The organism is Aeromonas sp. MTB, from assembly GCF_056632455.1.
Map to the genome: position 1 here is coordinate 1,706,590 of NZ_CP147026.1, position 26,754 is coordinate 1,733,343.

Here is a 26,754-nt window from a genome sequence, read left to right on the forward strand (position 1 = left end):
GGGATCAGGCGCTCTGGCGAGCCTCGCTCAGCAGTGCCAGCGCCGGTTGGGCGTTGTCTGGCATCAGCCGGTAGGCCTTGTGATGTTTGACCAGGGTGGTCTTCTTGTTGCCCTGGCTCAGCAGCAGGCCGTGCTTGAAGGCCGCCTCGGCCAGCACCTTCTCGTCACCGCGCACATAGAGGGTGAGGGGTTTGACAAGCTCACCGTCCTCGATATGGCCTGCATATTCGCTATGGCTTACCACCAGACTCGCCTGACCGCCCGATTGCAGGCGCAGCTTGGCGTTCACCTCGCTCTCGGTCAGCACCAGCCAGCCTGCCGCTGAGAGCTCCTCCAGCAGGGCAGCCAGCTTGGCTCCCAATTGCTGCGGATTGGTCATGGCGCACTGGTATTGGAAGGCGATGCGCTCCAGCAATCCCTTGAGATCGGCGCCCGCACCCAGAGTGCGGCCAAGCTGCACCCAAGCTTTCAAATCTTCCATCACCAGACGGGAGAAGCGCTTCTCCTTGAGGGAGTCGGCCATCCAGGTGCAGAGAAAGTGGCTCTCTTGCGCCGGAGTGCGCTTGCCCGCCTTTTGCTCGGCGGTGCGGGCCAGTTCGGCCAGGCTCTGGGTGGCCATCTCGAGCAGGGCCTGATTGTAGGTAGGAGAGGTCATAAGCAATCCTTGAGTTGACCACCAGGGGTCAACACCGATGACAGAGATGGCAAAGGCGCCAGTGGCGCCTTTGCGGTTCAATAGAGCAACTGCCCGCCTTATTTCGGCTGACGGGGCTTCTTGGCGGCGGCCAGACGCTTGAGGCGCTGACCCTGCAGCTTGGCTTCGGCCATCACCTGAGCCACGGCGTTATCTTCACGCTGCGGGCGCTTGCCGAAGCGGCGACGCTCCTGCAACTGCTTGATCAGCTCGTCACGGCTGCTCACCTCATAGCCCGGTACCATGATGCGACGGATCTTCTGGCCGATCAGGGCCTCGATCTCCAGCAGGGTACGCTCCTCTTCACGGCTGACGAAGGAGATGGCCATGCCGCGCTTGCCGGCACGACCGGTACGGCCGATGCGGTGCACGTAATCTTCCGCCAGGAACGGCAGATCATAGTTGACCACGTATTCCAGATCCGGAATGTCCAGACCACGGGCGGCCACTTCGGTGGCGACCAGTACCCGTACCTTGCCTTCCATGAATTCGCGCAGGGCGCGGCGACGGTTGCCCTGGGCCTTCTCGCCATGGACAACGGCGGACTTGATGCCGTCGAGATTCAGCTCCTCGACCAGCACATCACAGCTCTCGCGGGTACTGGCGAACACCAGCACCTGCTGCCAGTTCTGCTTGCCAATCAGCTCTGAGAGCAGCTCGCGCTTGCGCTTCTGCTCGACCGGATAGACGGTGTGGCTGACGGTGTCGGCGGTGGAGTTCTGCTTGTTGACGCTGACGATCTGCGGTCTGTCCAGCATCAGGTTGGCCAGCTTCTTCACCGCGTCGGAGAAGGTGGCGGAGAAGAGCAGGTTTTGACGGGTCTTGTTGACCGCTTGCAGGATCTTTTGCACATCGGCACTGAAGCCCATGTCGAGGATGCGATCCGCTTCATCCATCACCAGACACTCGACGCCGGAGAGGCTGAGGTTGCAGGCGGTGAGGTGCTCCAGCAGACGGCCCGGGGTGGCCACAATGATGTGAGCGCCCGCTTTGAGCTTCTTGGCCTGTACGTCCTGCTTGCCACCGCCGACGATGGTGATGGTGGTGATATCGAGATACTTGGCGAAGTCATTGATGTTGCTCGCCACCTGAGCCGCCAGCTCGCGGGTCGGGGTCAGGATCAGCACACGGGCGTTGGAAGGCTGGACCGGAGCCGGATTGTCTACCAGACGCTGCAAGATGGGCAGGGCGAAGGCGGCGGTCTTGCCGGTACCGGTCTGGGCGCTGGCCAGCACATCGCGGCCACGGCGAATGGCCGGGATCGCCTGTTGCTGCACAGGGGTCATCTCCTGATAACCGCAATCTGAGACAGCACGCAAAATCTCGGGGGCAAAATCGAACGATTCAAATCTCATAATGGGTTCCTGTGTTCCAGCTGGGCTGTGTTTGGCTTGGTTAGCTCGGCATGAGCGAGACGGAGGTTGTAACCACCGACGGCTGCGCCTGACATCAAGTCAGAGAGTGAGCCGGAAAATGGCGGGCGCGAAGTGTAACAGATAGACGTCACAAATTCTGCCTCAAATGGTTGTCCTTTTCTCATCCTTTGTGGTGTGAATGGTGGTTGAAAGCAATCATTTGACTCCCAAATGCCAAGCTTGGAGGTGTGGGCTAACGGTTTTGGGCAAGGACGAAAGGGATATTGATGGAACTGGAACAGTTAAAACGCCAGCTGGAGCAGCTTGGCGAGCGCAATGACAGCATGCAGCAGGCTCGACACCGCAAGCTGCTCAATATCACCCGCGACACGGGGGAGTTGCTGTCAGTGCTGGTGCAGACCCGTGGGGCGCAGGCGGTGCTGGAGATTGGCACCTCCAATGGTTACTCCACACTCTGGCTGGCAGAAGCGGTGCGTCGGTTGGAGGGGCACGTGACCACCATTGAGCTGGATGAGGATAAGCGCGTGCTGGCCCATGACAATTTTCAGCGGGCAGGGCTGGCCCCCTGGGTAACCTTGCTGGCAGGGGATGCGAGTGAGCTGTTACCGACCTTGCCGCAAGGCGGCTATCAGCTCATCTTCCTCGATTCGGATCGTCAGCACTACCGGGCATGGTGGCCGCAGATCCGCCGCCTGCTGGCACCCCGTGGCCTGCTGGTGGTCGATAACGCTATCTCCCATCGCAGCGAGATGGTGGAGTGGATGAACGAGGTCGGGCAGGATCCGGCCTTTGCCACCTCGCTGGTGCCGGTCGGCAAGGGGGAGTGGCTGGTGGTGCGTTTGTAGGGGGTAGCTACAAAAAATCAGCCTCGCATTGGCGAGGCTGATTGTGAAAGCGCATCAGGGTCTTGGTCGGTCGGATCAGACCGCCAGATAGTCCATGATCCCTTCGGCCGCCTTGCGCCCTTCGTAGATGGCGGTCACCACCAGATCGGAGCCACGTACCGCGTCGCCACCGGCGAACACCTTGGGGTTGCTGGTCTGGAAGGCATACTCCGCCTGCTCGCGGGCCTTGATGCGATCCCGGTTGTCGAGCTCGATGCCGAACTCCGCCATCCAGGGCTGGGGGTTGGGCTGGAAGCCAAACGCCATCACCACCGCATCGGCAGCCAGCACCTGCTCGGAGCCCTCGATGATCACCGGATTGCGGCGGCCATTGGCGTCGGGTTCACCCAGCTCGGTGCTCACCACCTTGATGCCGACGGTGCGACCATGGGCATCCAGCTCGACAGCTACCGGTTGCAGGTTGAACATGAATTCAACCCCCTCCTCGCGGGCGTTTTTCACCTCCCGCTTGGAACCCGGCATGTTCTCCTCGTCGCGGCGATAGGCACAGATCACCTTGGCGGCCCCCTGACGGATGGCGGTACGTACACAGTCCATGGCGGTATCGCCACCGCCCAGCACCACCACCTGCTTGCCGGCGAAGTCGATATAGTCGGCTTGCGCCTTCTCAAAGCCCAGCAACCGGTTGGCGTTGGCGATGAGGTAGGGCAGGGCATCATAGACGCCCGGCGCCTCTTCGTTGGCAAAGCCGCCCTTCATGTACTTGTAGGTGCCTACCCCGAGGAAGACCGCATCGAACTCGCCGAGCAGATCGGCGAAGGTGATGTCCTTGCCCACCTCGGTTTCGAGACGAAACTCCACGCCCATCCCCTGGAAGATCTCGCGGCGACGCTGCATCACCTCTTTTTCCAGCTTGAAGGAGGGGATGCCGAAGGTGAGCAGGCCACCGATCTCCGGATATTTGTCAAACACCACAGGGGTAACGCCATTGCGTGCCAGCACATCGGCACAGGCAAGACCCGCAGGGCCGGCGCCGATGACGGCGACCCGCTTGCCGGTCTTGACCACGTTCGAGAGATCCGGCTTCCAGCCCATCTCGAACGCCTTGTCGGTGATGTATTTTTCGATGTTTCCGATGGTCACCGCGCCGAAGCGATCGTTGAGGGTGCAGGAGCCCTCGCAGAGGCGATCCTGCGGGCAGACCCGGCCACACACCTCCGGCAGGCTGTTGGTCTGGTGGGAGAGCTCCACCGCCTCCAGAATGCGCCCCTCTTTGGCCAGCTTCAGCCAGTTGGGGATGTAGTTGTGGACCGGGCACTTCCACTCGCAGTAGGGGTTGCCGCACTCGAGGCAGCGATCCGCCTGCATCTGTACCTGCGGCTGATTGAAGGACTCGTAGATCTCCACAAACTGGATTTTGCGGATCTTGAGCGGCTTCTTGGGCGGGTCGACCCGCTGGACATCGATAAACTGAAATACGTTCTGGCTCATAGGGTTCCCTCCTTATTGCGCCTGGATTCTGAGTTCTGCACTGGAACGGCTGGTGTGACCCAGCAGCGATTTCACGTCGCTGGACTTGGGTTTGATCAGCCTGAACTTGGGCACATAGGAGTCGAAGTTGGCCAGGATCTCCTCGGCGCGCGAGCTGCCGGTCTCATTGAGGTGCGCCGTGATGATGCCGCGCAGGTGCTCCTGATGGATGGCGAGATCCGCCACGTCCAGCAGTTCTACCAGCTCGGGGTTGGTGCGCTTGGCGAAGTTGCCGCACTCGTCGAGCACGTAGGCAAAGCCGCCGGTCATGCCTGCCGCGAAGTTGACGCCAGTCTGACCGAGCACGGTGACGATGCCGCCGGTCATGTATTCACAACCGTTGTCGCCAATTCCCTCGACCACCGCCAGGGCGCCTGAGTTGCGCACCGCGAAACGCTCGCCGGCAGTGCCCGCGGCGTAGAGTTTGCCGCCGGTGGCGCCGTAGAGGCAGGTGTTGCCGATGATGGCCGCTTCATGGGATTTGAACGCCACACCGACATGGGGCTTGATCACCAGCTTGCCGCCGGTCATCCCCTTGCCCACGTAGTCGTTGGCGTCACCGGTGAGGATCATCTCAAGGCCACCCGCGTTCCAGACGCCGAAGCTCTGGCCCGCGGTACCGTTGAAGTGCACCTTGACCGGATCCGCCGCCATCCCCTGATTGCCGTGACGTTTGACGATCTCGCCCGAGAGGCGCGCACCCACCGAGCGGTCGGTGTTGCGAATGTCGTAGCGGAACTCGCCACCGCTTGAGGTTTCCACCGCATCCAGCAGATCTTCCACCATTTTCAGGTTGAGCGGCCCCTTGTCGAAGGTGGGGTTGTGCTGCTGGCTGAACAGGCTGGAGCCTGCAGGTGCTACCGGACGGGCCAGAATGCCAGAGAGATCCAGCTTGGCCTGACGAGCGGTGAGGCCGGGCAGGGCTTCCAGCAGATCGGTGCGGCCAATCAGGTCGGTCAGCTGGGTGACGCCGAGCTGGGCCATCAGCTCGCGGGTCTCTTCGGCGATGAACTTGAAGTAGTTCATCACCATCTCCGGCAGGCCGGTGAAGTGCTCGCGACGCAGCTTCTCATCCTGAGTGGCAACGCCGGTGGCGCAGTTGTTCAGGTGGCAAATACGCAGGTATTTGCAACCGAGCGCCACCATGGGGCCGGTGCCAAAGCCGAAGCTCTCGGCGCCGAGGATGGCCGCCTTGATGATGTCGAGGCCGGTTTTGAGACCGCCATCCACCTGCAGCCGCACCTTGTGGCGCAGACCGTTGGCGACCAGCGCCTGCTGGGTTTCAGCCAGACCCAGTTCCCACGGGGAGCCGGCATATTTGACCGAGGTGAGGGGGCTCGCGCCAGTGCCGCCGTCATAACCTGAGATGGTGATGAAGTCGGCATAGGCCTTGGCCACGCCGCAGGCGATGGTGCCGACGCCGGGCTCGGAGACCAGTTTCACCGACACCAGACAGCTCGGGTTGATCTGCTTGATGTCGAAGATTAGCTGGGCCAGATCCTCGATGGAATAGATGTCGTGGTGCGGCGGCGGTGAAATCAGGGTCACGCCGGGCACGGAATAACGCAGCTGGGCGATCTGCGCGGTGACCTTGTCACCGGGCAGTTGGCCACCCTCGCCGGGCTTGGCACCCTGCGCCACCTTGATCTGCACAACATCGGCGTTCATCAGGTAGTGGGGGGTGACACCGAATCGGCCGGAAGCCACCTGCTTGATGCGGGAGTTCTTTTCGGTACCGAAACGCTTGGGATCTTCGCCCCCTTCGCCGGAGTTGCTTTGACCGCCGAGGCGGTTCATGGCAACAGCCAGCGCCTCGTGGGCCTCAGGGCCGAGGGCGCCGATGGACATGGCGGCGGAGTCGAAGCGGGGGAACAACTTGTCGGCCGGCTCAACCTGATCCAGCGCGACCGGATTGTCGACCTTCTTCAGGGCCAACAGGTCACGCAAGGTAGAGACCGGGCGCTCGTTGACCAGACGGGCGTACTCCTTGTAATCGGCATAGTTGCCGGAGCGCACCGCGGTTTGCAGGGTCTGCACCACATCCGGGTTGTAGGTGTGGTACTCGCCGCCGTGAACAAACTTGAGCAGGCCGCCGTGGGCGAGGGGCTTGCGGGCCAGCCAGGCCTGACGGGCGAGCTTGAGCTGATCCTGCTGGATGTCGGCAAAGTCGGCTCCCTGAATACGGCTCGATACGCCCCGAAAACAGGTCTCGACCACGGCTTTGGCCAGACCCACTGCCTCAAACAGCTGGGAACAGCGGTAGCTGGCGACCGTGCTGATGCCCATCTTGGACATCACCTTGTAGAGCCCCTTGTTGATGCCGTTGCGGTAGTTGACCATCGCCTGGCGCAGGGACATGGTGAGCACGCCCTCTTCAACCTGTTTGGCCAGGGTTTCGTAGGCGAGATAGGGGTAGATGGCGGTCGCGCCAAAGCCCAGCAGCACCGAGAAGTGGTGCGGATCGCGGCAGCTTGCGGTCTCGACCAGAATGTTGGCGTCGCAGCGCAGGTTGTTGTCCACCAGGGTGCGCTGTACCGCGCCCACCGCCATGGCGGCCGGGATCGGCAGGGTATCGGCGCTGATATCGCGATCCGACAGCACCAGCAGCACGGTGCCACTCTTTGCAGCGGTTTTGGCCTCCTCGCAGATGCGCACGATGGCCGCTTCCAGCCCCTCTTCGGGCTTGAAGTTGAGGCTGATCACCTGATGACGGTAGTACTCACCTTCCAGTGCCAGCAGCTGGTGGAAGTCGGAGTAGAGCAGGATCGGTGACTGGAACAGCACCCGGTGGGCGTGGCCGAAGGTCTCGTTGAAGACGTTCTGCTCGCGACCGATACAGGTGGCGAGCGACATCACGTGGTTTTCCCGCAGCGGATCGATGGGCGGGTTGGTCACCTGGGCAAACATCTGGCGGAAGTAGTCATAGAGGGTGCGCGGGCCGGAGGAGAGCACCGCCATCGGGGTATCATCCCCCATGGAGCCCACCGCCTCCTGACCATTTTCACCGAGCACCCGGATGATCTGATCCAGCTCCTCGAAGGAGTAACCAAACAACTTCTGATAGGTTTTCAGCTGGTCGTCGGAGAACTCGCGGCTACCGGTCTGGCTGTCGTCCATCTGCTCGAAGGGGACCAGTCGGCGGCAATGTTTGTCCATCCACTGTTTGTAGGTGTGGCGGGTCTTGAGATCGTCATCGATCTCGAAGCTGGTCCACACCTTGCCGTTGCTGGTATCCACCACGAACAGCTCGCCCGGGCCGACTCGGCCCTTCTCCAGCACTTCGTCTGGGGTGTAGTCCCAGGTGCCGACCTCGGACGCGAGCGTGATGAACTTGTCCTTGGTGATGACATAGCGGGCCGGACGCAGGCCGTTTCTGTCCAGCGCGCAGGTGGCGTAGCGGCCGTCGGTCATGACGATACCGGCGGGGCCATCCCACGGCTCCATGTGCATGGAGTTGAAGTCGTAGAAGGCGCGCAGGTCGTCATCCATGTTCGGGTGTTTTTGCCATGCAGGCGGGATCAACAAGCGCATGGCGCGGAACAGGTCCATACCACCGGCGAGGAAGAGATCCAGCATGTTGTCGAGGCTGGAGGAGTCAGAGCCGGTGGTGTTGACGAAGGGGGCCGCTTCCTGCAAATCGGGGATCAGCGGCGTCGCAAATTTGTAGCTGCGTGCTTTGGCCCACTGGCGGTTGCCGGCGATGGTGTTGATCTCGCCGTTGTGGGCCAGATAGCGGAACGGCTGGGCCAGCGGCCAGCGCGGGCTGGTGTTGGTGGAGAAACGCTGGTGGAAGACGCAGATGGCTGCCTGCATACGGATGTCGGCGAGATCCAGATAGAAGCGCGGCAAGTCCACCGGCATGCACAGCCCTTTATAGACGGTGACCAGGTTGGAGAGGCTGACCACGTAGAAGTAGTCGTCGTTGACGCGCTTTTCGATGCGGCGACGCACGATATAGAGGCGGCGCTCGAGATCCTTGTCGACCCAGCCGGGCGGGGCGTTGACAAAGACCTGTTCAATGCTGGGCAGGGAGGCTTTGGCGATAGTACCCAGTACGTTGGTATCGACCGGCACCTTGCGCCAGCCGACCAGACTCAGGGTCTCTTTTTCCAGCTCCTCGTCGATTATGTCGCGAGTTGCCTGGGCCAATACGGGGTCCGGGTTGAGAAACAGCATGCCGACCGCATAGTTGCGGCCAAGGTGCCATCCCTTCTCCTCGGCGACAGCTCTGAAGAAGCTGTCCGGTTTTTGCAGCAGCAGACCGCAACCATCGCCGGTCTTTCCATCGGCGGAGATCCCGCCGCGGTGCTGCATGCGAGCCAATGCTGACATCGCGAGACGGACAAGCTTGTGGCTGGCTTCCCCTTCCATGTGGGCCAACAGGCCGAAGCCACAGTTATCCCTCTCCAGCTTTGGATCATATAGTGACATTGCATTTCTCCCTTGCTCGGCCTTGTATCGCACAGTCATCACCTGACTGCATAAATTGCGATTGGCTCTTGTGGTTCCGTCTGCCTGACGTGGCGAATCTCCAAACTAATGGGATTTTCTGGCGAGGTCAATCGCAGGTCAGGTTTGTCTTCATGGTTACATTCGCATAACAAAATGTCGGGTTAGGGGGATTCGCTCGCAGTTATGAAGTATTTATTCTGTGTTGTTTGATTTTGTTGGTTAAATATATCGCCATTGACAGGCTCAATGGTGTGCTCGGCGACGATGGGTGAATGTAGTAATTTTACCAACCCGATGTGGCCGACAGCGGAAGGGATCACATTTTCAATATCCCATGCTTGCAATTGTGTGCTGTCGGGTCTCTTTGAATTTCTCATTGTTCAACAGTGGGTTATCAGGTCTCATTTTCATATGGATGTTTACTGTTTGAATCGTCAAAGAACTGTAAAAATCCTTTTTTTGCGCTTTTTCTCTATATTTATTCAAAATTGGTCGGGTATTTATATGTTTTACCCTCTCCGCTAGCTTGATCCAGCTCAGCCCCTGTTTTGCGCAAGCTCGTACAATGGCGCTCCTTTAGCGGAGGTGTCATGCAGTTACACGAACTCGTCAATACATTCGGTCAGGATCTCAAGCAGCGTCATGGTCAGATGATCCACAAACTCTCCATCCACGGGGCCTTCACCTGCCCGAACCGTGACGGTACCCTGGGCCGCGGTGGCTGCACCTTCTGCAATGTATCCTCTTTTGCCGACGAGTCGGCTCAGCAACTCTCAGTGGTGCAACAACTGCTGGCTCGCCGGGACGAAGTCACCCGTGCCAAGCGCTATCTTGCCTATTTTCAGGCCTATACCAGCACCTATGCCGAGGTCGAATATCTGCAGCGGATGTATGAAGAGGCGCTGTCAGTGAGCGATATGGTGGGGCTCTGTGTGGGCACTCGCCCCGATTGCGTGCCGGATGCGGTGCTGGATCTGTTGGCGGGCTATCAGGCCCGGGGTTACGAGGTGTGGCTGGAGCTCGGGCTGCAAAGTGCCAATGACAAGACCCTGCAACGGATCAACCGCGGCCATGGTTATGCCGCCTATGAGGATGCGGTAAGACGTGCCCATCAGCGCGGCATCAAGGTATGTGCTCATCTGATCGTCGGCCTGCCGGGGGAGGTGCCGATGGACAGCCTCGATACCCTGCATCGTATCGTTGAGACCGGTGTTGAGGGGATCAAGCTGCATCCGCTTCATGTTGTTGAGGGTAGTACTCTTGGCAAAGCGTGGCAGGCGGGTCGGCTTGAGGTATTGACGCTGGAGCAGTATGTGGAAGCGGCCGTTGCCATGATCCAGCACACGCCGCCCGAGGTGGTGTATCACCGGATTTCGGCCTCCGCGCGCCGTCCAACCCTGTTGGCGCCAGCCTGGTGTGAAAATCGCTGGACGGCCATGGCGGACATTGCCAAAGCACTCTCATTGAATGGCCCGCAAGGTCACGCGTTGGGCAGACCCTTCATACTTCCTGACCTATAATTGAGCACCAGATTATTATTTTCACGTAAAACATAGGGTTATATAAAAAACTTCATACCCTAAACTATAGTTTTGGTACGTGCCGGTTGATATAGTGGTGCGCCATAATAAATGTCATTATCAATTAACTCCGACATTCACCCTGATTGCAGTGTTAGCATGGTGGTGATGAGCTGATTATTTTTACCAATAACGAATCATGCCGCCATTGCTGCTGTTCCGGGAAATTGGGGATGAGTGTCGCGATCTATCTGGACAGGTTTATCCCCTGATCAGTCTCATCAGCGGGAAGGCCACTCGGTTTTAGCGTGGCTATAGCAGGGAAATATGAGCGATGAACGCTCTTATCTACCTCATTTATGCAGTGACAGGATGCTATGCAAGCAGAAACAAGTCGTATTGATGAGTTATTGGAGTGTCTGGTCTTCTTGACCCGTTTTTATGGTGTGCCCAACAGTCAGGATGCCCTGACGACCGGGTTGCCACTGGTCTCCGGACGCCTGACAACCGCACTCTTTTGCCGTGCTGCCGAGCGGGGCGGGTTATCCGCCCGTGAAGTGATCCAGCCACTGGCCGATATTTCTCCCTTGCTGCTGCCTTGCGTATTGCAGATGCGCAGTGGTGGCGCCTGCATTTTGCTGGAGTGGAACGAAGATCGCAGCCAGGGGAAAGTGATTTTCCCGCAGGCCGGTGATGCCGCGCAATGGCTGACCGCAGCCCAGTTGGGTGATGAGTATCTGGGACGCCTCTTCTATGTAAAGAAGCAGTTCAAGTTTGACGAGCGCTCTCCCAAGGTGCTGGAAACCCGTGATGGACACTGGTTCTGGAGCACCTTGTTCGAATCCCGCGGTATCTATCGCGATGTGCTGATCGCCTCCATTCTTATCAACCTGTTTGCCATTGCCAGCCCTCTTTTCACCATGAACGTCTATGACAAGATTGTGCCCAATCTGGCGTTTGATTCACTCTGGGTGCTGGCGGTCGGGGCCATGGTGGTCTTTACCTTCGATTTTGTGATGCGGCAGTTGCGTAGTTACTTTATCGACATTGCCGGTAAAAAGTCTGATGTGCTGCTGTCCGCCAAGATTTTCGCCAAGGTGATGGGCATGCGGATGGAGTCTCGTCCCGCTTCCACTGGCGCGTTCGCCAAACATCTGCAGGAATTTGAATCGGTGCGTGAGTTTTTCACCTCTGCAACGGTTTCTACTCTTATCGATCTGCCTTTTGCCGTCTTCTTCCTTTTTATTATCTGGATGTTTGCAGGCGTAATGGTGGTGGTTCCCATCGTCGCCATGCTGATCCTCATCGCCTACAGCTTCTATATTCAAGAGCCCCTCAAGCAGTCCATCGAAGAGGGTTCACGCCTTGCGTCCCAGAAGAACGCCAACCTGATTGAAAGTATTTCCGGGCTGGAAACCGTCAAGATTTTCGGCGCCGAGAGCATGTTCCAGCATCGCTGGGAGCAGGCCGTCTCCCATATTTCCACCTGGGGCGTACAGACCCGCCGCATTACCAACTCCATGTCCTCGCTGGCCAGCTATATCCAGCAGGTGGTGACGGTCGGTCTGGTGATCGTCGGTGTTTACCAGATCTCCGAAGGTTTGGTCACCATGGGGGGCATGATTGCCGCCGTGATGCTCTCCAGCCGCGCCATTGCGCCCATGGTGCAACTCTCCGTGTTGTCGACCCGTTATAACCAGGCCAAGTCAGCACTGGATATTCTGGAAAAAATCATGCAAACCCCGGGAGAGCAGGAGGAGGGCAAGCAATATATCCATCATCCGGTGATTGCCGGTCGAATTGAATTCGAGAATGTCTCCTTCAAATATCCGGGAATGGAAACCAGCACCCTGCACAATATCAATTTGCGCATTCAGCCGGGCGAAAAGGTGGCGATTATCGGCCGGATTGGGGCGGGTAAAACGACCCTCGAGAAGCTGTTGATGGGGTTGTATCGACCGACCGATGGCTCGGTACGTATCGACGGTTTTGAACTCGATCAACTGCCACCTGCGGTGATCCGTCGCAATATCGGCTGTGTTCCGCAAGATGTCATTCTCTTTTTCGGATCGGTGCGGGACAACATCATGCTGGGTAATCCGCTGGTGGATGATGTGAGAGTCTTGCGCGCAGCCAAGCGGGCGGGTGTCACCAACTTTACCAACCGGGATCCTAACGGGCTGGATCGGCAGATAGGCGAGGGGGGGCGTCAGCTCTCCGGTGGCCAGCGTCAGTCGATCCTGCTGGCTCGCGCCCTGCTCAATGATCCCCCCATTCTGGTGATGGATGAGCCGACCTCCAACATGGACAACCAGTCCGAGATGCAGGTCAAACAGGAGCTCGCCAGACTGGGCCCGGAAACCACATTGATCCTCATCACTCACAAAACCTCGATGCTGGATGTGGCATCGCGAGTGATCGTTATCGAGCAGGGGCAGATCGTTGCTGATGGCCCCAAAGAGGTGGTGTTGCAGCAGTTGAAGGAAGGCAAGGTACGCGTGCAGGAGGTGTCCCATGGTTAAGGGGCTCATGGACTGGTTCAAGCGCAGCAAAAAGACGCCTTCCGGCGAGGTATTGCCAGCACCCGAGCATCTGGAGTTTGTCGATGACGGCGCGGCAGCTGTACTGCTGACCACGCCGACCGGAGCTCGCATCCTGCTATGGTGCTGTTTCCTCTTTTTCATGAGTGCCATCGTCTGGGCGGCCTGGGCCGAACTGGATGAAGTCACCGTGGGTCAGGGCAAGGTTATTCCGTCCCGTCAGCTGCAGGTGATCCAGAACCTGGAAGGGGGGATCGTCAAAGAGATCTTCGTTAAAGAGGGGGATATCGTCGAAAAGGGGCAGCCGCTGCTGCGCATTGATGACACCCGTTTCCGCTCCGACTTTAGAGAAAGGGAGCAAGAGGTGGTCACCCTCAAGGGGGATGTGGCCCGTCTGCGCGCCGAGATGGCCAGCGTCGAGGTGAAAAACGACCCGGCACTGGGGTGGCGTGAACAGGTCGTGGTAGGTGAAGCGCCAATCCAGTTTCCCGATGGTTATGAAACTGTCTTTGCCGAATACGCACACCGTGAGCGCTCTGTACAGCGGGATCGCCTCAATAACCTGAAGAACCAGCTTTATATTCTTGGTCAGCAAATCGAACAGAAAGAGCAGGAGCTAATTGAACTTAATGCCAAAATTCGCACCGTGAATCGCAGTGTGGATCTGGCCAGACAGGAACTGAATATTAGCCGTCCGCTGGCGAAAGAGGGTATAGTGCCTCAAGTGGAGCTAATCAAGCTTGAGCGGCAGGTCAACGAGATGCAGGGGGAGCTGGAGAGCAACCGTCTGCTGATTCCAAAACTCAATTCGGTACTGCGTGAGACCATCTCCAAGCGTAATGATATTGCGCTGAAGTTCAGAGCAGACTCCCAGACTGAACTGAATGAGAAGCAGGGGCGGCTTGGCCAGTTGTCAGAAGGGCAGGTTGGCTTGCGAGACAGAGTTGACCGGACCAGCGTGATTGCTCCGCTCAAGGGCACCATCAAGAAACTCAAGATCAACACCCTGGGCGGCGTGGTTCAGCCCGGCATGGATTTGATGGAGATTGTGCCGTTGGAGGATACCTTGCTGGTAGAAGCCAAGGTGTCACCGAAAGATATCGCCTTCCTGCGACCGGGGCTGGATGCCATCGTCAAAATCACTGCCTACGACTTTACAATCTATGGAGGATTGCATGGCAAGGTTGAACAGATAAGTGCTGATTCGATCCAGGATGAGGAGGGGAACTCCTTTTATCTGGTTCGGGTTCGAACAGAGAAGAGTTACTTGGGCGATGAGCTTAACGCACTTCCCATCATCCCCGGTATGTTAGCCAGTGCTGATATCATTACTGGTAAAAAAAGTGTCCTAGACTATTTGCTTAAGCCGATTTTACGGGCAAAGCAGTCGGCACTGAGAGAACGATAAGCCAACAATCTAAAAACAAAACATGACTGGAGATAACATGAAAAAAACGATTGTTGCCATGCTGGTCAGTGGCTGCATCCTGATCCCGAGTTTGGGTCAGGCCCAGACTCTGGAAGAGTCGGTGGCACAGACACTTGCTACGCATCCCAAGATAAAGGAAGCGTTTGATCTGTATCAGGCACGACTCTATCAGCATGATGGAGCCAAGGGTGGCTATTATCCTACGATCGATCTGCGTGGCGGCGTAGGCTATGAAAAAACTGACAGCCCTTCTACCCGCGCTGCCAGCGCCAACAGCAATATTGATGATTCCATGACTCGCAAAGAGGCTGGACTCAGTCTGCGGCAAATGTTGTTTGATGGCTTTGATGTCAGCAACAACGTCTCCAGAACCGAAGCTGAAGCCAATGCCCAGCGTCTGGCGATGATCTCCGAAGCTGAAAATACCGCGCTGCGAGTAGCTGAGGTCTACCTCAATATGCTGCGTCAGCAGGAGATTTTGGAACTCTCCAAACAGAACCTGGAAACCCACGAACAAATCCGCAGCGACATCAGCAAGCGGACTGATTCAGGGCTTGGTTCTACTGCGGATCAGACCCAGATTGAAGGTCGTGTTGCCCGGGCCTATTCAAATCAGGCCGCTGCTGAAAACAACTATCGCGACGCAGAGAGTGAATTTATTCGTGTCGTGAACGAGGTGCCCAAAGATCTGGTACAGCCGGTTCCCAATACCGAGCTTATCCCGACCAGCCTCGATAGTGCGCTGAAAACAGCGACCGAAGTCCACCCGACCCTGCTCTCTTCCCTGCAGGATATCGAAGCGGCCAAGTATCAACATGAAGGTGCCAAATCCGGTTTCTACCCCAATGTGACATTCGAGGTCGATCAGAACTGGAATGAGGATATCGATGCGGTCAAAGGGCGCAACGATGATCTGACCGCCATGGTGCGGATGCGTTACAACCTGTTCCGTGGCGGTTCTGATGTGGCAGAGAGCAATGCAACATCGGCGCTCTACTCTCAGGCGAAAGACATTCATTTGAATGCGTTCCGCCAAGTAGAGGAAGGCACTCGTCTGGCCTGGAACGCGAAAGAGTCGCTGGCCAAGCAAAAGACCTTCCTGAAAGAGCATGTTGACGCCAGCTATGACACCGTACAGGCGTACAAGAAGCAGTTTGGGTTGGGTCAACGGACATTGCTGGACGTATTGAACACCGAGAACGAACTGTTCGAGGCGCGTCGCAGCTATATCACTGCCGAGTATGATGCACTGCTGGCGGACTATCGCATTCTCAACGCGACAGGCAGTCTGCTCAATGCATTTAGCGTCAAACAACCCGCTGAATGGCAGGCCAGGCAATAACCGTTTGTTCATGATCCCGCAGGGATCATGAACGCCAACATGGTGACAGCTGCTGGCAGTCACCATGTTTGGCTAAAGCAGATGGTTGCAAGGGCTTTGAGGAGTGCAGCAGCAATAATGCAGCAGGAATATGACGTGACACTCCAGCGCGGAACCGGCGGCAGATGGGGTTATCTTCTTAATGAATGGAGATACCGATCCTTACGCGCTCTGCGCCACTCCTTATGGATCCTGCTGTTACCCTTCTCACTTCTGCTCTGTGCCAGTCAGCCTCTGCCACAGGAAGATCTCAACTTGATCAAGCGAGCGGAGCAGACCTATGGCGCCAGAGCCGGCAAGCGTGTAACCAGTTGGCGTATGCTGGTCATGGAGACGAAGGGCAGGGCCCTAAGCGAAGAAAAAAAGCTTGAGCGGGTAAATAATTTTTTCAATCGGATGCGTTTTATTGACGATATCAAGTTGTGGCGCAAAAAGGATTATTGGGCAACCCCGCTAGAATTTTTGGGAGCCGCCGGGGGAGACTGTGAAGATTTCAGTATCGCCAAATACTCTACGCTGCTCGAGCTTGGGATCCCGGATGATAAAATGCGGATGGTGTACGTTAAGGCTCTTGATTACAACCAGTTTCACATGGTGGTGGCATATTATGAGACACCCTCTTCCGTTCCGGTTATTTTGGATAATTTGATAGGCTCGATTCGCCCAGCCACACAGCGGCGTGATCTGGTGCCTATTTACAGTTTTAACGGTAGTCACTTGTGGTTGATGAAGGCACGGGGCCAAGGGGAACTGGCTGGTCAATCATCCCGCTTGGGATTATGGAATGATTTACGCAATCGCATGACCTCGGGGCGATTGGCTCGGCCAGTGGTGAATTTGGATGATTAACCTATGACGCTCTATCGACAGTTATTAGCCACCATGCTGCTGCTGTTTGGATTGTTATTTGCGGCCACATACTGGGTGCAATTCAATTCAACCCGCACTTATCTGGCGCAGCAACAGGAAACAACGGTCATCAATACGGCAACCTCGCTGGGGCTTGCGCTCACCCCCTATCTGGAAAACGGTGACAAGGTCGGTGCCGAGTCGGTGATCCAGGCCATTTTTGATGGTGGCTATTATCGACTGGTTCGCCTGGATCTGCTGGCATCAAAGGATGTTATCGAGCAGGAAAATACCAACACCATTCAGGGTGTGCCGCAGTGGTTTATCAATTTGGGGCTGTTTCCAGAGGTATCCAACGAGTCAATTCTGACGTCTGGCTGGCTGCAGCTTGGAAAATTAAAAGTGGTTGGCCATCCGGGCCAGGCTTATTACGAGTTGTGGCGCGGAATGAGCGAACTGGCGAGCTGGTTTCTGGTCGGTTTCTTGATTACCACCATTTTGTTGATGAGAGCACTTAATTACTTGCTCAAGCCACTCAAACAGATCTGTGATCAAGCCGTCGAGATTGAGCTGCACCATTTCGGCCATACGATCCCGGAGCCTAAAACCCATGAATTGAAGCAGGTCGTTCAGGCGATCAACACCCTTTCAAGCAAGTTGGCGTTGCAGTTCAAAGAGCAAGCCGATGAGGCCGAGAAATTGCGTGAGCGGGTTTATGTCGATGCCGTGTCGGGGCTTGGCAACCGAGCCTATTTTGTGGGTCAGGTAAACGCATGGATAGCGGAGGCTGGCCAAGGTGGCGTCATGCTGGTTGCGGTCGACATGCTGGATGATATCTATCGCGATGAAGGCTTTGCTGCCCGTGACAACATGGTCAAATCGATAGCTCAGGCTTTGAAAGAGCAATTAAAAGGGTGGGATGGCGCAGCCTTGGCACGGATCTCCGCGACGGAATATGCGCTGCTCTGTCCAACTGACGATCTGACGCAGCTAAAAGAGCTGGCTGAAGTGATTAATAGCCGCATTGCCGATCTGGTGGTGAATCCAATGGGCGAAGGGGATGCGCTCTCCGTCATCGGTATTGCCGGTCGTGATGGTAATGATGATCTCTCTGCCTTGTTGACCAAAGCCGATAATGCGCTTGGCAAGGCGCGCAATGAACGCCGTGGTGCTGTGGTGATGGAAGGGGGGGCCGAGCAAGGTTTGATGGGGCGTTTGGCCTGGCGAGATCTGGTACAAGATGCCATTTCACGACAACTTTGGCGCTTCAAAGCCCAACCAGCTTGCCGGTTTGATAATGGAGCAAGGTTGCATGCCGAGCTGTTTGCTTCTATCTCTCGGGATGGCACTGATTATTTTGCAGGTCAGTTCTTGCCCGCGATTGAACAGTTCAAATTGGGTGGCGAGTTTGACCAAGCGGTGCTTGATGCTTGCGTTCCATTACTGCAAAAACAGTCTGATCTGGTACTGGCGATCAACATCACTGCTGGCTCGCTCTGCTCGGATGAGTTTTTAACCTGGCTGACGAGCTATCTGACCGAGCATGCAGAGCTCAAAGAGCGGTTGTTATTTGAAATACCTGAAGCTGCCATCATGAAACATAAAGACAACGTGGCTGCGTTGGTTGGCACCTTGCAAGCTCATGGTTTCCAGTGGGGGGTTGACCACTATGGTCGTCACTTCCAGTCTCTGGGCTATCTGGAGGAGTTGTCGCCGGCTTATGTCAAGGTTGATCACGGTTATACCAGTCAGGTCATGGAGCCGGGGGCTGACACCTCATTCCTGGCCGCAGTGTGTCGCGCCGCACACAATGCCGGTGTGACCACCATTGCGACCCGTGTCGAGGATCAACATCAAGTGGAACTGCTTTCCAAGTTGCATATCGATGGTTACCAGGGATTTGTTCATCCTGCCTTCCCATTGTCTTGAATTAAATGCTGGAAATGGCCCCGATAGGGGCCTTTTTTATACCAGTCACTTCTCTTTTCGCCATTTTTCTATAACCAACTCAAGGTCAGCCTTGAATGGGGCTGTGTCTAGGGTTCTGATTTGTATTAAGAAATTCCAACTCTTCGATTTTTTTCCGTCCATTTGTTGAATTCCTCTCGAATGTACGCTTTTTTGCAACGGAACAGCGCGCTATCTCCTTCTACGGTGTAGACATCAAGATCTGTCACCTTGGAGCAATGGATATGCGTACCCAAATCATCGACAAGTCCGTGGTTGTCTCAGCTATTGAAGGCAATGTGGAGATTGTGCTGGCTGATGGAAGCAGCCGCCCTCTGCAAAAAGGGGAAATTCTCCAACCCGGAGCAAAATTGGCCATAGCTGATGACGCCAAGCTGGCTCTTTCCCCTTATGACGATACTCCAGCATCGGATGTACCGGCAGGTTCCGAGTCCGCTGAACCTGCTCAACCGCAAGTGGCGGCCAGCCAGGAAGGCGCACCTTCAGATATTGCCGCATTGCAAGAATCGATTCTGCAGGGTGTTGACCCGACTCAAAACTTTGAGGCTTCTGCTGCTGGTGGGGCACCAGCGGCCGGTGGTGGTGGCGGTATTGGTGGGGTTGCGGGGGCCAGTGGTAATGGTGGTTTCGTCACAATTGATCGAACAGGCGATGCCACGATAGCGGCTGCAGGGTTTGATACCACCTATCAGTCCGAGCCGTTTATCAACACTGAACAAGCAGCTGAACCGCTGCTTGAGCCAGAGCCGCTGGAGAATATCCTGCTAGATGAAAGCGAGGTCATTTCGCTTGATGAAGATAGCTCTACAAGCGGTAATCTACTGGCAAACAGTTCCAACCCCGATGGTCCGCAGGCTGCCTCTATCATCAGTTACAGCTGGGGGAGCAACATAGACGTACCTGCTGGCGTGTCGTCGACTCTGACAGGAATTGGCACGCTGATCATCAATAGTGATGGTTCTTTCACCTTTACCCCGGCTCCTGATTATTCCGGAGCCGTACCTACCGTGAGTTATGTGGTTACCGATGGCACTGATATCGTCACGTCAACCTTGACGCTGATAGTGACTCCACAAGGTGACATCGATTTCAACGCTGAGGCCCTGAATGCGGGTGCGACCGAAACGGATGGCACGGTACAGGTGCTGCTGAGCAACACCGTGAGTATCAGTGATGGCGATGGTTCAGAGACCTGGACCAGCCTGGTATACACCTTCGACAACCTGCCGGCGGGGACCGAGGCGGTGGGTGGCAATCTGGTGGGTAACGAGCTGACAGTAACGGCTGTCAACGGGGTATTGCCGGCGTTCGGGCTGGTATTCCCGGCGGATTATTCGACTGCAGGCGTGGCGGGCAGTACCAGCAACAGTGGCGCTCCCATCAGCTACACAGTTGTGGCGACCACCAATGAAGGCACGGCCAACAGCAGTGGCACGGTCACTATCGGAGTGGAAGGGGATATCAGTGTCAGCGCCACCAACTTGGTGCTAGCAGAAACGGATGCACCGGTGGCGGTATCGCTGGCGGCGCAGCTGAGCGTGAGTGCGAGCGACGCGGACAAGTCGGAAGAGGTGACGAGCGTAACGGTGACCCTGAGCGGGGTGCCGGAAGATGCAGTGATGGGCGAAGGGTGGGAGCAAGATGAAGAGGTAGCAGGGGACTGGAGCTGGAGTGGTGCGAGCGTGGCTGGTGTGCCGAGTTTCACCTTGCCGGCGGACTGGAGCGGGGTCGTGAATGGCAATGTGGCGGGGACCACGGACGAGGGGGGCAGACAGCAAGCCGTTCACCGTGACCGTCACTGCCGGCCATGACATTGACTTCAACGCTAAGGCACTGAGCGTGGTGACCAGCGAGACCGATGCACAGTTGGAGGTGCTGCTGAGCAACACCGTGAGTATCAGTGATGGCGATGGTTCAGAGACCTGGACCAGCCTGGTATACACCTTCGACAACCTGCCGGCGGGGACCGAGGCGGTGGGTGGCAATCTGGTGGGTAACGAGCTGACAGTAACGGCTGTCAACGGGGTATTGCCGGCGTTCGGGCTGGTATTCCCGGCGGATTATTCGACTGCAGGCGTGGCGGGCAGTACCAGCAACAGTGGCGCTCCCATCAGCTACACAGTTGTGGCGACCACCAATGAAGGCACGGTCAACAGCAGTGGCACGGTCACTATCGGAGTGGAAGGGGATATCAGTGTCAGCGCCACCAACTTGGTGCTAGCAGAAACGGATGCACCGGTGGCGGTATCGCTGGCGGCGCAGCTGAGCGTGAGTGCGAGCGACGCGGACAAGTCGGAAGAGGTGACGAGCGTAACGGTGACCCTGAGCGGGGTGCCGGAAGATGCAGTGATGGGCGAAGGGTGGGAGCAAGATGAAGAGGTAGCAGGGGACTGGAGCTGGAGTGGTGCGAGCGTGGCTGGTGTGCCGAGTTTCACCTTGCCGGCGGACTGGAGCGGGGTCGTGAATGGCAATGTGGCGGGGACCACGGACGAGGGGGGCAGACAGCAAGCCGTTCACCGTGACCGTCACTGCCGGCCATGACATTGACTTCAACGCTAAGGCACTGAGCGTGGTGACCAGCGAGACCGATGCACAGTTGGAGGTGCTGCTGAGCAACACCGTGAGTATCAGTGATGGCGATGGTTCAGAGACCTGGACCAGCCTGGTATACACCTTCGACAACCTGCCGGCGGGGACCGAGGCGGTGGGTGGCAATCTGGTGGGTAACGAGCTGACAGTAACGGCTGTCAACGGGGTATTGCCGGCGTTCGGGCTGGTATTCCCGGCGGATTATTCGACTGCAGGCGTGGCGGGCAGTACCAGCAACAGTGGCGCTCCCATCAGCTACACAGTTGTGGCGACCACCAATGAAGGCACGGCCAACAGCAGTGGCACGGTCACTATCGGAGTGGAAGGGGATATCAGTGTCAGCGCCACCAACTTGGTGCTAGCAGAAACGGATGCACCGGTGGCGGTATCGCTGGCGGCGCAGCTGAGCGTGAGTGCGAGCGACGCGGACAAGTCGGAAGAGGTGACGAGCGTAACGGTGACCCTGAGCGGGGTGCCGGAAGATGCAGTGATGGGCGAAGGGTGGGAGCAAGATGAAGAGGTAGCAGGGGACTGGAGCTGGAGTGGTGCGAGCGTGGCTGGTGTGCCGAGTTTCACCTTGCCGGCGGACTGGAGCGGGGTCGTGAATGGCAATGTGGCGGGGACCACGGACGAGGGGGGCAGACAGCAAGCCGTTCACCGTGACCGTCACTGCCGGCCATGACATTGACTTCAACGCTAAGGCACTGAGCGTGGTGACCAGCGAGACCGATGCACAGTTGGAGGTGCTGCTGAGCAACACCGTGAGTATCAGTGATGGCGATGGTTCAGAGACCTGGACCAGCCTGGTATACACCTTCGACAACCTGCCGGCGGGGACCGAGGCGGTGGGTGGCAATCTGGTGGGTAACGAGCTGACAGTAACGGCTGTCAACGGGGTATTGCCGGCGTTCGGGCTGGTATTCCCGGCGGATTATTCGACTGCAGGCGTGGCGGGCAGTACCAGCAACAGTGGCGCTCCCATCAGCTACACAGTTGTGGCGACCACCAATGAAGGCACGGCCAACAGCAGTGGCACGGTCACTATCGGAGTGGAAGGGGATATCAGTGTCAGCGCCACCAACTTGGTGCTAGCAGAAACGGATGCACCGGTGGCGGTATCGCTGGCGGCGCAGCTGAGCGTGAGTGCGAGCGACGCGGACAAGTCGGAAGAGGTGACGAGCGTAACGGTGACCCTGAGCGGGGTGCCGGAAGATGCAGTGATGGGCGAAGGGTGGGAGCAAGATGAAGAGGTAGCAGGGGACTGGAGCTGGAGTGGTGCGAGCGTGGCTGGTGTGCCGAGTTTCACCTTGCCGGCGGACTGGAGCGGGGTCGTGAATGGCAATGTGGCGGGGACCACGGACGAGGGGGGCAGACAGCAAGCCGTTCACCGTGACCGTCACTGCCGGCCATGACATTGACTTCAACGCTAAGGCACTGAGCGTGGTGACCAGCGAGACCGATGCACAGTTGGAGGTGCTGCTGAGCAACACCGTGAGTATCAGTGATGGCGATGGTTCAGAGACCTGGACCAGCCTGGTATACACCTTCGACAACCTGCCGGCGGGGACCGAGGCGGTGGGTGGCAATCTGGTGGGTAACGAGCTGACAGTAACGGCTGTCAACGGGGTATTGCCGGCGTTCGGGCTGGTATTCCCGGCGGATTATTCGACTGCAGGCGTGGCGGGCAGTACCAGTAACAGTGGCGCTCCCATCAGCTACACAGTTGTGGCGACCACCAATGAAGGCACGGCCAACAGCAGTGGCACGGTCACTATCGGAGTGGAAGGGGATATCAGTGTCAGCGCCACCAACTTGGTGCTAGCAGAAACGGATGCACCGGTGGCGGTATCGCTGGCGGCGCAGCTGAGCGTGAGTGCGAGCGACGCGGACAAGTCGGAAGAGGTGACGAGCGTAACGGTGACCCTGAGCGGGGTGCCGGAAGATGCAGTGATGGGCGAAGGGTGGGAGCAAGATGAAGAGGTAGCAGGGGACTGGAGCTGGAGTGGTGCGAGCGTGGCTGGTGTGCCGAGTTTCACCTTGCCGGCGGACTGGAGCGGGGTCGTGAATGGCAATGTGGCGGGGACCACGGACGAGGGGGGCAGACAACAAGCCCTTCACCGTGACCGTCACTGCAACTAACGATGCTCCCATGCTGACTGTCTCGGATCTGCGCATATCCGAGGAGGGATTGCCGAGATCCAATCCAGACAATTCACCCAATCCCGGCGATATTACCGACAGCACCTCGACCAATGCGACGGCAAATGTGACAGATATAGACAGCAATACCTTTACGTTCACTCTTTCTGCTCCATCTGGCCTGAGCTCTGGAGGTTTACCAGTTGTGTGGAGTGGTATGGGGTCTGCGACACTGGTGGGGTCAGCGGGAGGGCTCCCTGTCATACAAGTATCTGTAGATCCGGTTGGAAAATATACCGTCACCTTGCTGGGGCCCATCGATCATGAATTTGGAGACAATAAGGAAGGACTGAAGACATTTACCTTCAACATGTCAGCCAGTGATGGTGACTTGAGTGATACCAAGCAGGTCAGTGTTGTTATTGAAGACGATATGCCCGTGATCACAGGCATCGAAAGTCTGGAAGTGATGAATGTTGCCGACATTACCACCGGTGGATTGTTTGGCGTCTCTTTTGGTGCTGATGGCCCTCTGGGTACTGGTGGACTGAAACTGACTGGATGGCCTGATTTGGCAGGGATCACCGAAACATTGTCGACTGATGGCAAGACTCTGGTAGCAACCATTGATGGTAGTGGGCAGCCACCTAAAGTGTTCTATACATTGACACTCAGTGACGACAATACTTACAGCTTTGAACTGGTTACTCCCCAGCCAACCCAGACTTTCTCGATCGGAGCACAGTTCGGTGCTGGCGGGCCTGTTGAGACGATCGGAGTTACTGCTGGCAGTATTGGTGTCCTGTTCGATGGTCTGCTGTTCAATGGCAGCGTCAATAATCCTCAGGATCTGCCGGGGAGTGATGCAGATAATCTCAACCCGAACAACAATGGTTTCGGGATTAAGAACGGCAACCTGGACAATAACGAAGGGTTTAAGGTATCCACGACGACAGCCGTTGATGGGCTCTCTTTCAACGTCTACGGGGTTGGCAACACCAACACCAGCACCATACAGTGGGTGGCTTATGCTGCCGATGGCGTGACCGTCGTCGATTCCGGAGAGCTTGTTCTGTCAGGACTCAAAGGGTCGATGCAGTTGGCCAGCATAGAACCCGATGGGGAGTTCAGCCAGCTTTATGTCCGCTTTGTGCTGAATGGCAATGACTCAGTGAGGATCGAGAATTTCGGAGTGATCGACAAGATCACGCCTCCTGATATTGACCTTGATTTCAGTGCTACCTTGACTGATGCCGATGGAGATAAAGCCAGCGCCAACTTTACTGTATCGGTCAAGAGCAATGAGCCTCCCGTCGCGTCCAATATTCTGGTTGTGGGCAGCAACACCTCGGATACCCCCGACACTACCGGGACCCCCGGCACGGATGATGATCACAAGGTGCCCAACTCCAACGGTAGTCTGGATGGTCTGGTTGCAGGCGGTGCTGGTCACGATATTGTGGTGGGGGACATCGGAGGCACCAGTACCAATTTCATCCCGGGTAAGAATTACAATATTGCCCTGGTGGTCGATGTGTCTGGCAGTATGGCTGGATCACGACTGAATATGCTCAAGGCCTCCCTGACCCATTTGGTCAACCAGTTGAAAGATCATGATGGTGAGATCAATGTCACCTTGATTGGTTTTGCGGCGAATGCCAGCGAGAGTGTGACAATAGTAGGGCTTGGTGCCAGTAATGTGAGCAACCTGACCAATGCCATTGATGCACTGGTTGCCAATGGTGGCACCAACTATGAAGCCGCGTTCAATCAGGCCGTGCAGTGGTTCAATGATGGTAGCAAGGCTGCTCCCGGTTACCAGAACCTGACATTCTTTGTCACGGATGGTAACCCGACTTACTACCTCAATGACAGCAATCAGGTCGCCGGACCAGGCAACAGCACCACATTTGAGGTGATCAAGGAGTCGGTGGATGCTTTTGTTTCACTCAGTGCCATCAGTCAGGTCAATGCAATCGGGGTGACCAATGATGTTAACAAGGATTTGTTGAAGTTCTTTGATAACACGACAGAAACGGCAGATCAGTTTTACTCGGCAGGCAGCTTCCTTGACTTGGCCACCTTTGGTAGTGGTAGCGGCATAAATGCCGCCTCGGGATGGGTGCTCAGTGGTGATGCTCAGGGATCGCATACTGTTACGAATGGAAGCTTGCGGATCCGGGATGATCGAACCGGTTCTGATTCTGACAGGACAATATTGGCGCTCGCCGTGGCCAATGCCATCCAGGTTTCTGCGGCACAAGCCGGAGCAAGTCTGCAGTTCCAGTATGCCTTGAATGGTGTTAATAGCAGCGACAGCTTCACCTGGAAGTTGGTGAAACTCGAGGGTGGTTTCTGGGATATGCTCAATCCAGTGCAAACGGGCACCATTACTGGCGTTAGTTCGTCTGTTTTGACGGCTTACAGCACTATCACAACCGATGGACTGCCTGTCGGGCAATACGGGTTTGTGTTCGAACTGCTCGACAGCTCCAATGACCGGAATGCTGAGGTACGGATAGACAATATCCGGATCGAGCAGGGTTTCAATGCTCCGATCGGCGATGCCCAGATTGTGACCAGTGCCGAGCAGTTGACGGCAGCCCTGACCGAGGGGGATCAGATTACCGTGTTGCTGGGGGCCGGCAATGACGTGGCCGATGGTGGTGTTGGCAATGACATCCTGTTTGGCGATGTACTCAATACCGATACGCTGGCCAGCGAGTTGGGACTGGATCTGCCCCAAGGTTCTGGTTGGCTGGTATTTGAAACGCTGGAGTCCAGTCATGGGTGGACACGTGAACAGACGGTGGATTACATCCGGACCCATATTACTGAGCTGAGTGGGGAGAGTAGCCGCAGTGGTGGTAATGACACCCTATATGGTGGCAGTGGCAACGATATCCTTTTTGGCCAGGAAGGGAACGACACCCTTGTTGGAGGTGTCGGTGATGATTATCTGGATGGTGGTTCTGGTAGCGATATACTCACGGGCGACCTTGGTAAGGACATTCTGATCGGCGGCCTTGGCAGCGATACCATGACCGGTGGTGGGGAGAGTGACAGCTTCAAGTGGCTGGCGGGGGATGCGGACGGCAGTATCGATACCATTACTGATTTCACTTTAGGTGATACCAACAATGGTGGAGATGTACTGGATCTCTCGGATCTGCTGGTCGGCGTACCTGCAGTGGGGAACAACGAGGATCTGGCAGCCGTGCTGGACAACTATCTGCAGTTCAACACGACGACCAAGACGTTGACGATAGATCCTGCCGGGGCCGGTGGGAGCCCGGAACTGACCATCCAGTTCCAGAATTCACTCGACCTCGCCTCACTGGGCTCCAATCAGGAGATCATCAAGCACTTGCTGGATGACGGTAACTTGAAGGTTGATCCGTAACCCTGTCTTGGGGCCGGGCTTGCCTGGCCCCTGTTTTTT

The 26,754-nt window shown here is 56.8% G+C and carries 17 protein-coding genes; 13 read left to right on the top strand and 4 right to left on the bottom strand.

The window, feature by feature from the left end:
- Positions 1–4: 4 nt before the first annotated feature.
- Both WBR25_RS07890 and WBR25_RS07895 read right to left on the bottom strand, forming a co-directional pair.
- Positions 5–655, bottom strand: coding sequence for a DUF2913 family protein (locus WBR25_RS07890; protein ID WP_127006442.1), 651 nt, complete (start codon positions 653–655; stop codon positions 5–7).
- Between the two features lie 98 nt (positions 656–753).
- Positions 754–2,049, bottom strand: a complete 1,296-nt coding sequence (locus WBR25_RS07895) for a DEAD/DEAH box helicase (RefSeq protein WP_005337380.1) — start codon at positions 2,047–2,049, stop codon at positions 754–756.
- A gap of 287 nt (positions 2,050–2,336) precedes the next feature.
- On the opposite strand from WBR25_RS07895, the gene WBR25_RS07900 reads away from it, so the two are divergent.
- Entirely contained in the window at positions 2,337–2,915 is a 579-nt protein-coding gene (locus WBR25_RS07900; protein WP_158110686.1) for an O-methyltransferase, read from the top strand.
- 75 nt (positions 2,916–2,990) lie between these two features.
- On the opposite strand, the gene WBR25_RS07905 is transcribed toward WBR25_RS07900, so the two are convergent.
- Positions 2,991–4,406 carry an FAD-dependent oxidoreductase gene (locus tag WBR25_RS07905; protein WP_201946056.1) on the bottom strand — a complete coding sequence of 472 codons (1,416 nt, stop codon included), beginning with the start codon at positions 4,404–4,406 and terminating at the stop codon, positions 2,991–2,993.
- Between the two features lie 12 nt (positions 4,407–4,418).
- Positions 4,419–8,876: a glutamate synthase large subunit gene (gene gltB / locus WBR25_RS07910; protein ID WP_479749669.1), complete on the bottom strand. Its 4,458-nt coding sequence runs from the start codon at positions 8,874–8,876 to the stop codon at positions 4,419–4,421.
- 611 nt (positions 8,877–9,487) lie between these two features.
- On the opposite strand from gltB, the gene mnmL reads away from it, so the two are divergent.
- From mnmL to WBR25_RS07970, 12 genes are all read left to right on the top strand, one after another.
- A complete protein-coding gene (gene mnmL, locus WBR25_RS07915) occupies positions 9,488–10,417 on the top strand; it encodes a tRNA modification radical SAM protein MnmL/YtqA (RefSeq protein WP_479749670.1) in 930 nt (309 codons plus the stop codon).
- Between the two features lie 377 nt (positions 10,418–10,794).
- Positions 10,795–12,939, top strand: a complete 2,145-nt coding sequence (locus tag WBR25_RS07920; protein ID WP_005350980.1) for a type I secretion system permease/ATPase — start codon at positions 10,795–10,797, stop codon at positions 12,937–12,939.
- Positions 12,932–14,365 carry an HlyD family type I secretion periplasmic adaptor subunit gene (locus tag WBR25_RS07925; RefSeq protein WP_005350982.1) on the top strand — a complete coding sequence of 478 codons (1,434 nt, stop codon included), beginning with the start codon at positions 12,932–12,934 and terminating at the stop codon, positions 14,363–14,365. The genes WBR25_RS07920 and WBR25_RS07925 overlap by 8 nt, the downstream gene beginning before the upstream one ends.
- Positions 14,366–14,402: 37 nt before the next feature.
- Positions 14,403–15,728 (top strand): TolC family outer membrane protein, encoded by a 1,326-nt coding sequence (locus WBR25_RS07930; protein WP_005359768.1) that lies wholly within the window; start codon positions 14,403–14,405, stop codon positions 15,726–15,728.
- A 135-nt stretch (positions 15,729–15,863) separates the two neighbouring features.
- The gene (locus tag WBR25_RS07935; protein ID WP_235671900.1) at positions 15,864–16,616 is read left to right on the top strand and encodes a transglutaminase-like cysteine peptidase; all 753 of its coding nucleotides are present in this window, start codon (positions 15,864–15,866) and stop codon (positions 16,614–16,616) included.
- Between the two features lie 3 nt (positions 16,617–16,619).
- Positions 16,620–18,545, top strand: coding sequence for an EAL domain-containing protein (locus tag WBR25_RS07940; RefSeq protein ID WP_479749671.1), 1,926 nt, complete (start codon positions 16,620–16,622; stop codon positions 18,543–18,545).
- A 263-nt stretch (positions 18,546–18,808) separates the two neighbouring features.
- Positions 18,809–20,395 (top strand): retention module-containing protein, encoded by a 1,587-nt coding sequence (locus WBR25_RS07945; RefSeq protein WP_479749672.1) that lies wholly within the window; start codon positions 18,809–18,811, stop codon positions 20,393–20,395.
- Entirely contained in the window at positions 20,373–21,125 is a 753-nt protein-coding gene (locus tag WBR25_RS07950; protein WP_479749673.1) for a hypothetical protein, read from the top strand. Before WBR25_RS07945 ends, WBR25_RS07950 begins: the two co-directional genes overlap by 23 nt.
- A complete protein-coding gene (locus WBR25_RS07955; RefSeq protein WP_479749674.1) occupies positions 21,103–21,855 on the top strand; it encodes a hypothetical protein in 753 nt (250 codons plus the stop codon). Before WBR25_RS07950 ends, WBR25_RS07955 begins: the two co-directional genes overlap by 23 nt.
- Positions 21,833–22,585, top strand: coding sequence for a hypothetical protein (locus WBR25_RS07960; protein ID WP_479749674.1), 753 nt, complete (start codon positions 21,833–21,835; stop codon positions 22,583–22,585). Before WBR25_RS07955 ends, WBR25_RS07960 begins: the two co-directional genes overlap by 23 nt.
- On the top strand, positions 22,563–23,312 hold the full coding sequence (locus WBR25_RS07965) for a hypothetical protein (RefSeq protein ID WP_479749675.1): 750 nt from the start codon (positions 22,563–22,565) through the stop codon (positions 23,310–23,312). The genes WBR25_RS07960 and WBR25_RS07965 overlap by 23 nt, the downstream gene beginning before the upstream one ends.
- Before the next feature lie 10 nt (positions 23,313–23,322).
- Positions 23,323–26,715 (top strand): VWA domain-containing protein, encoded by a 3,393-nt coding sequence (locus WBR25_RS07970; RefSeq protein ID WP_479749676.1) that lies wholly within the window; start codon positions 23,323–23,325, stop codon positions 26,713–26,715.
- The last annotated feature ends 39 nt before the right edge of the window (positions 26,716–26,754 follow it).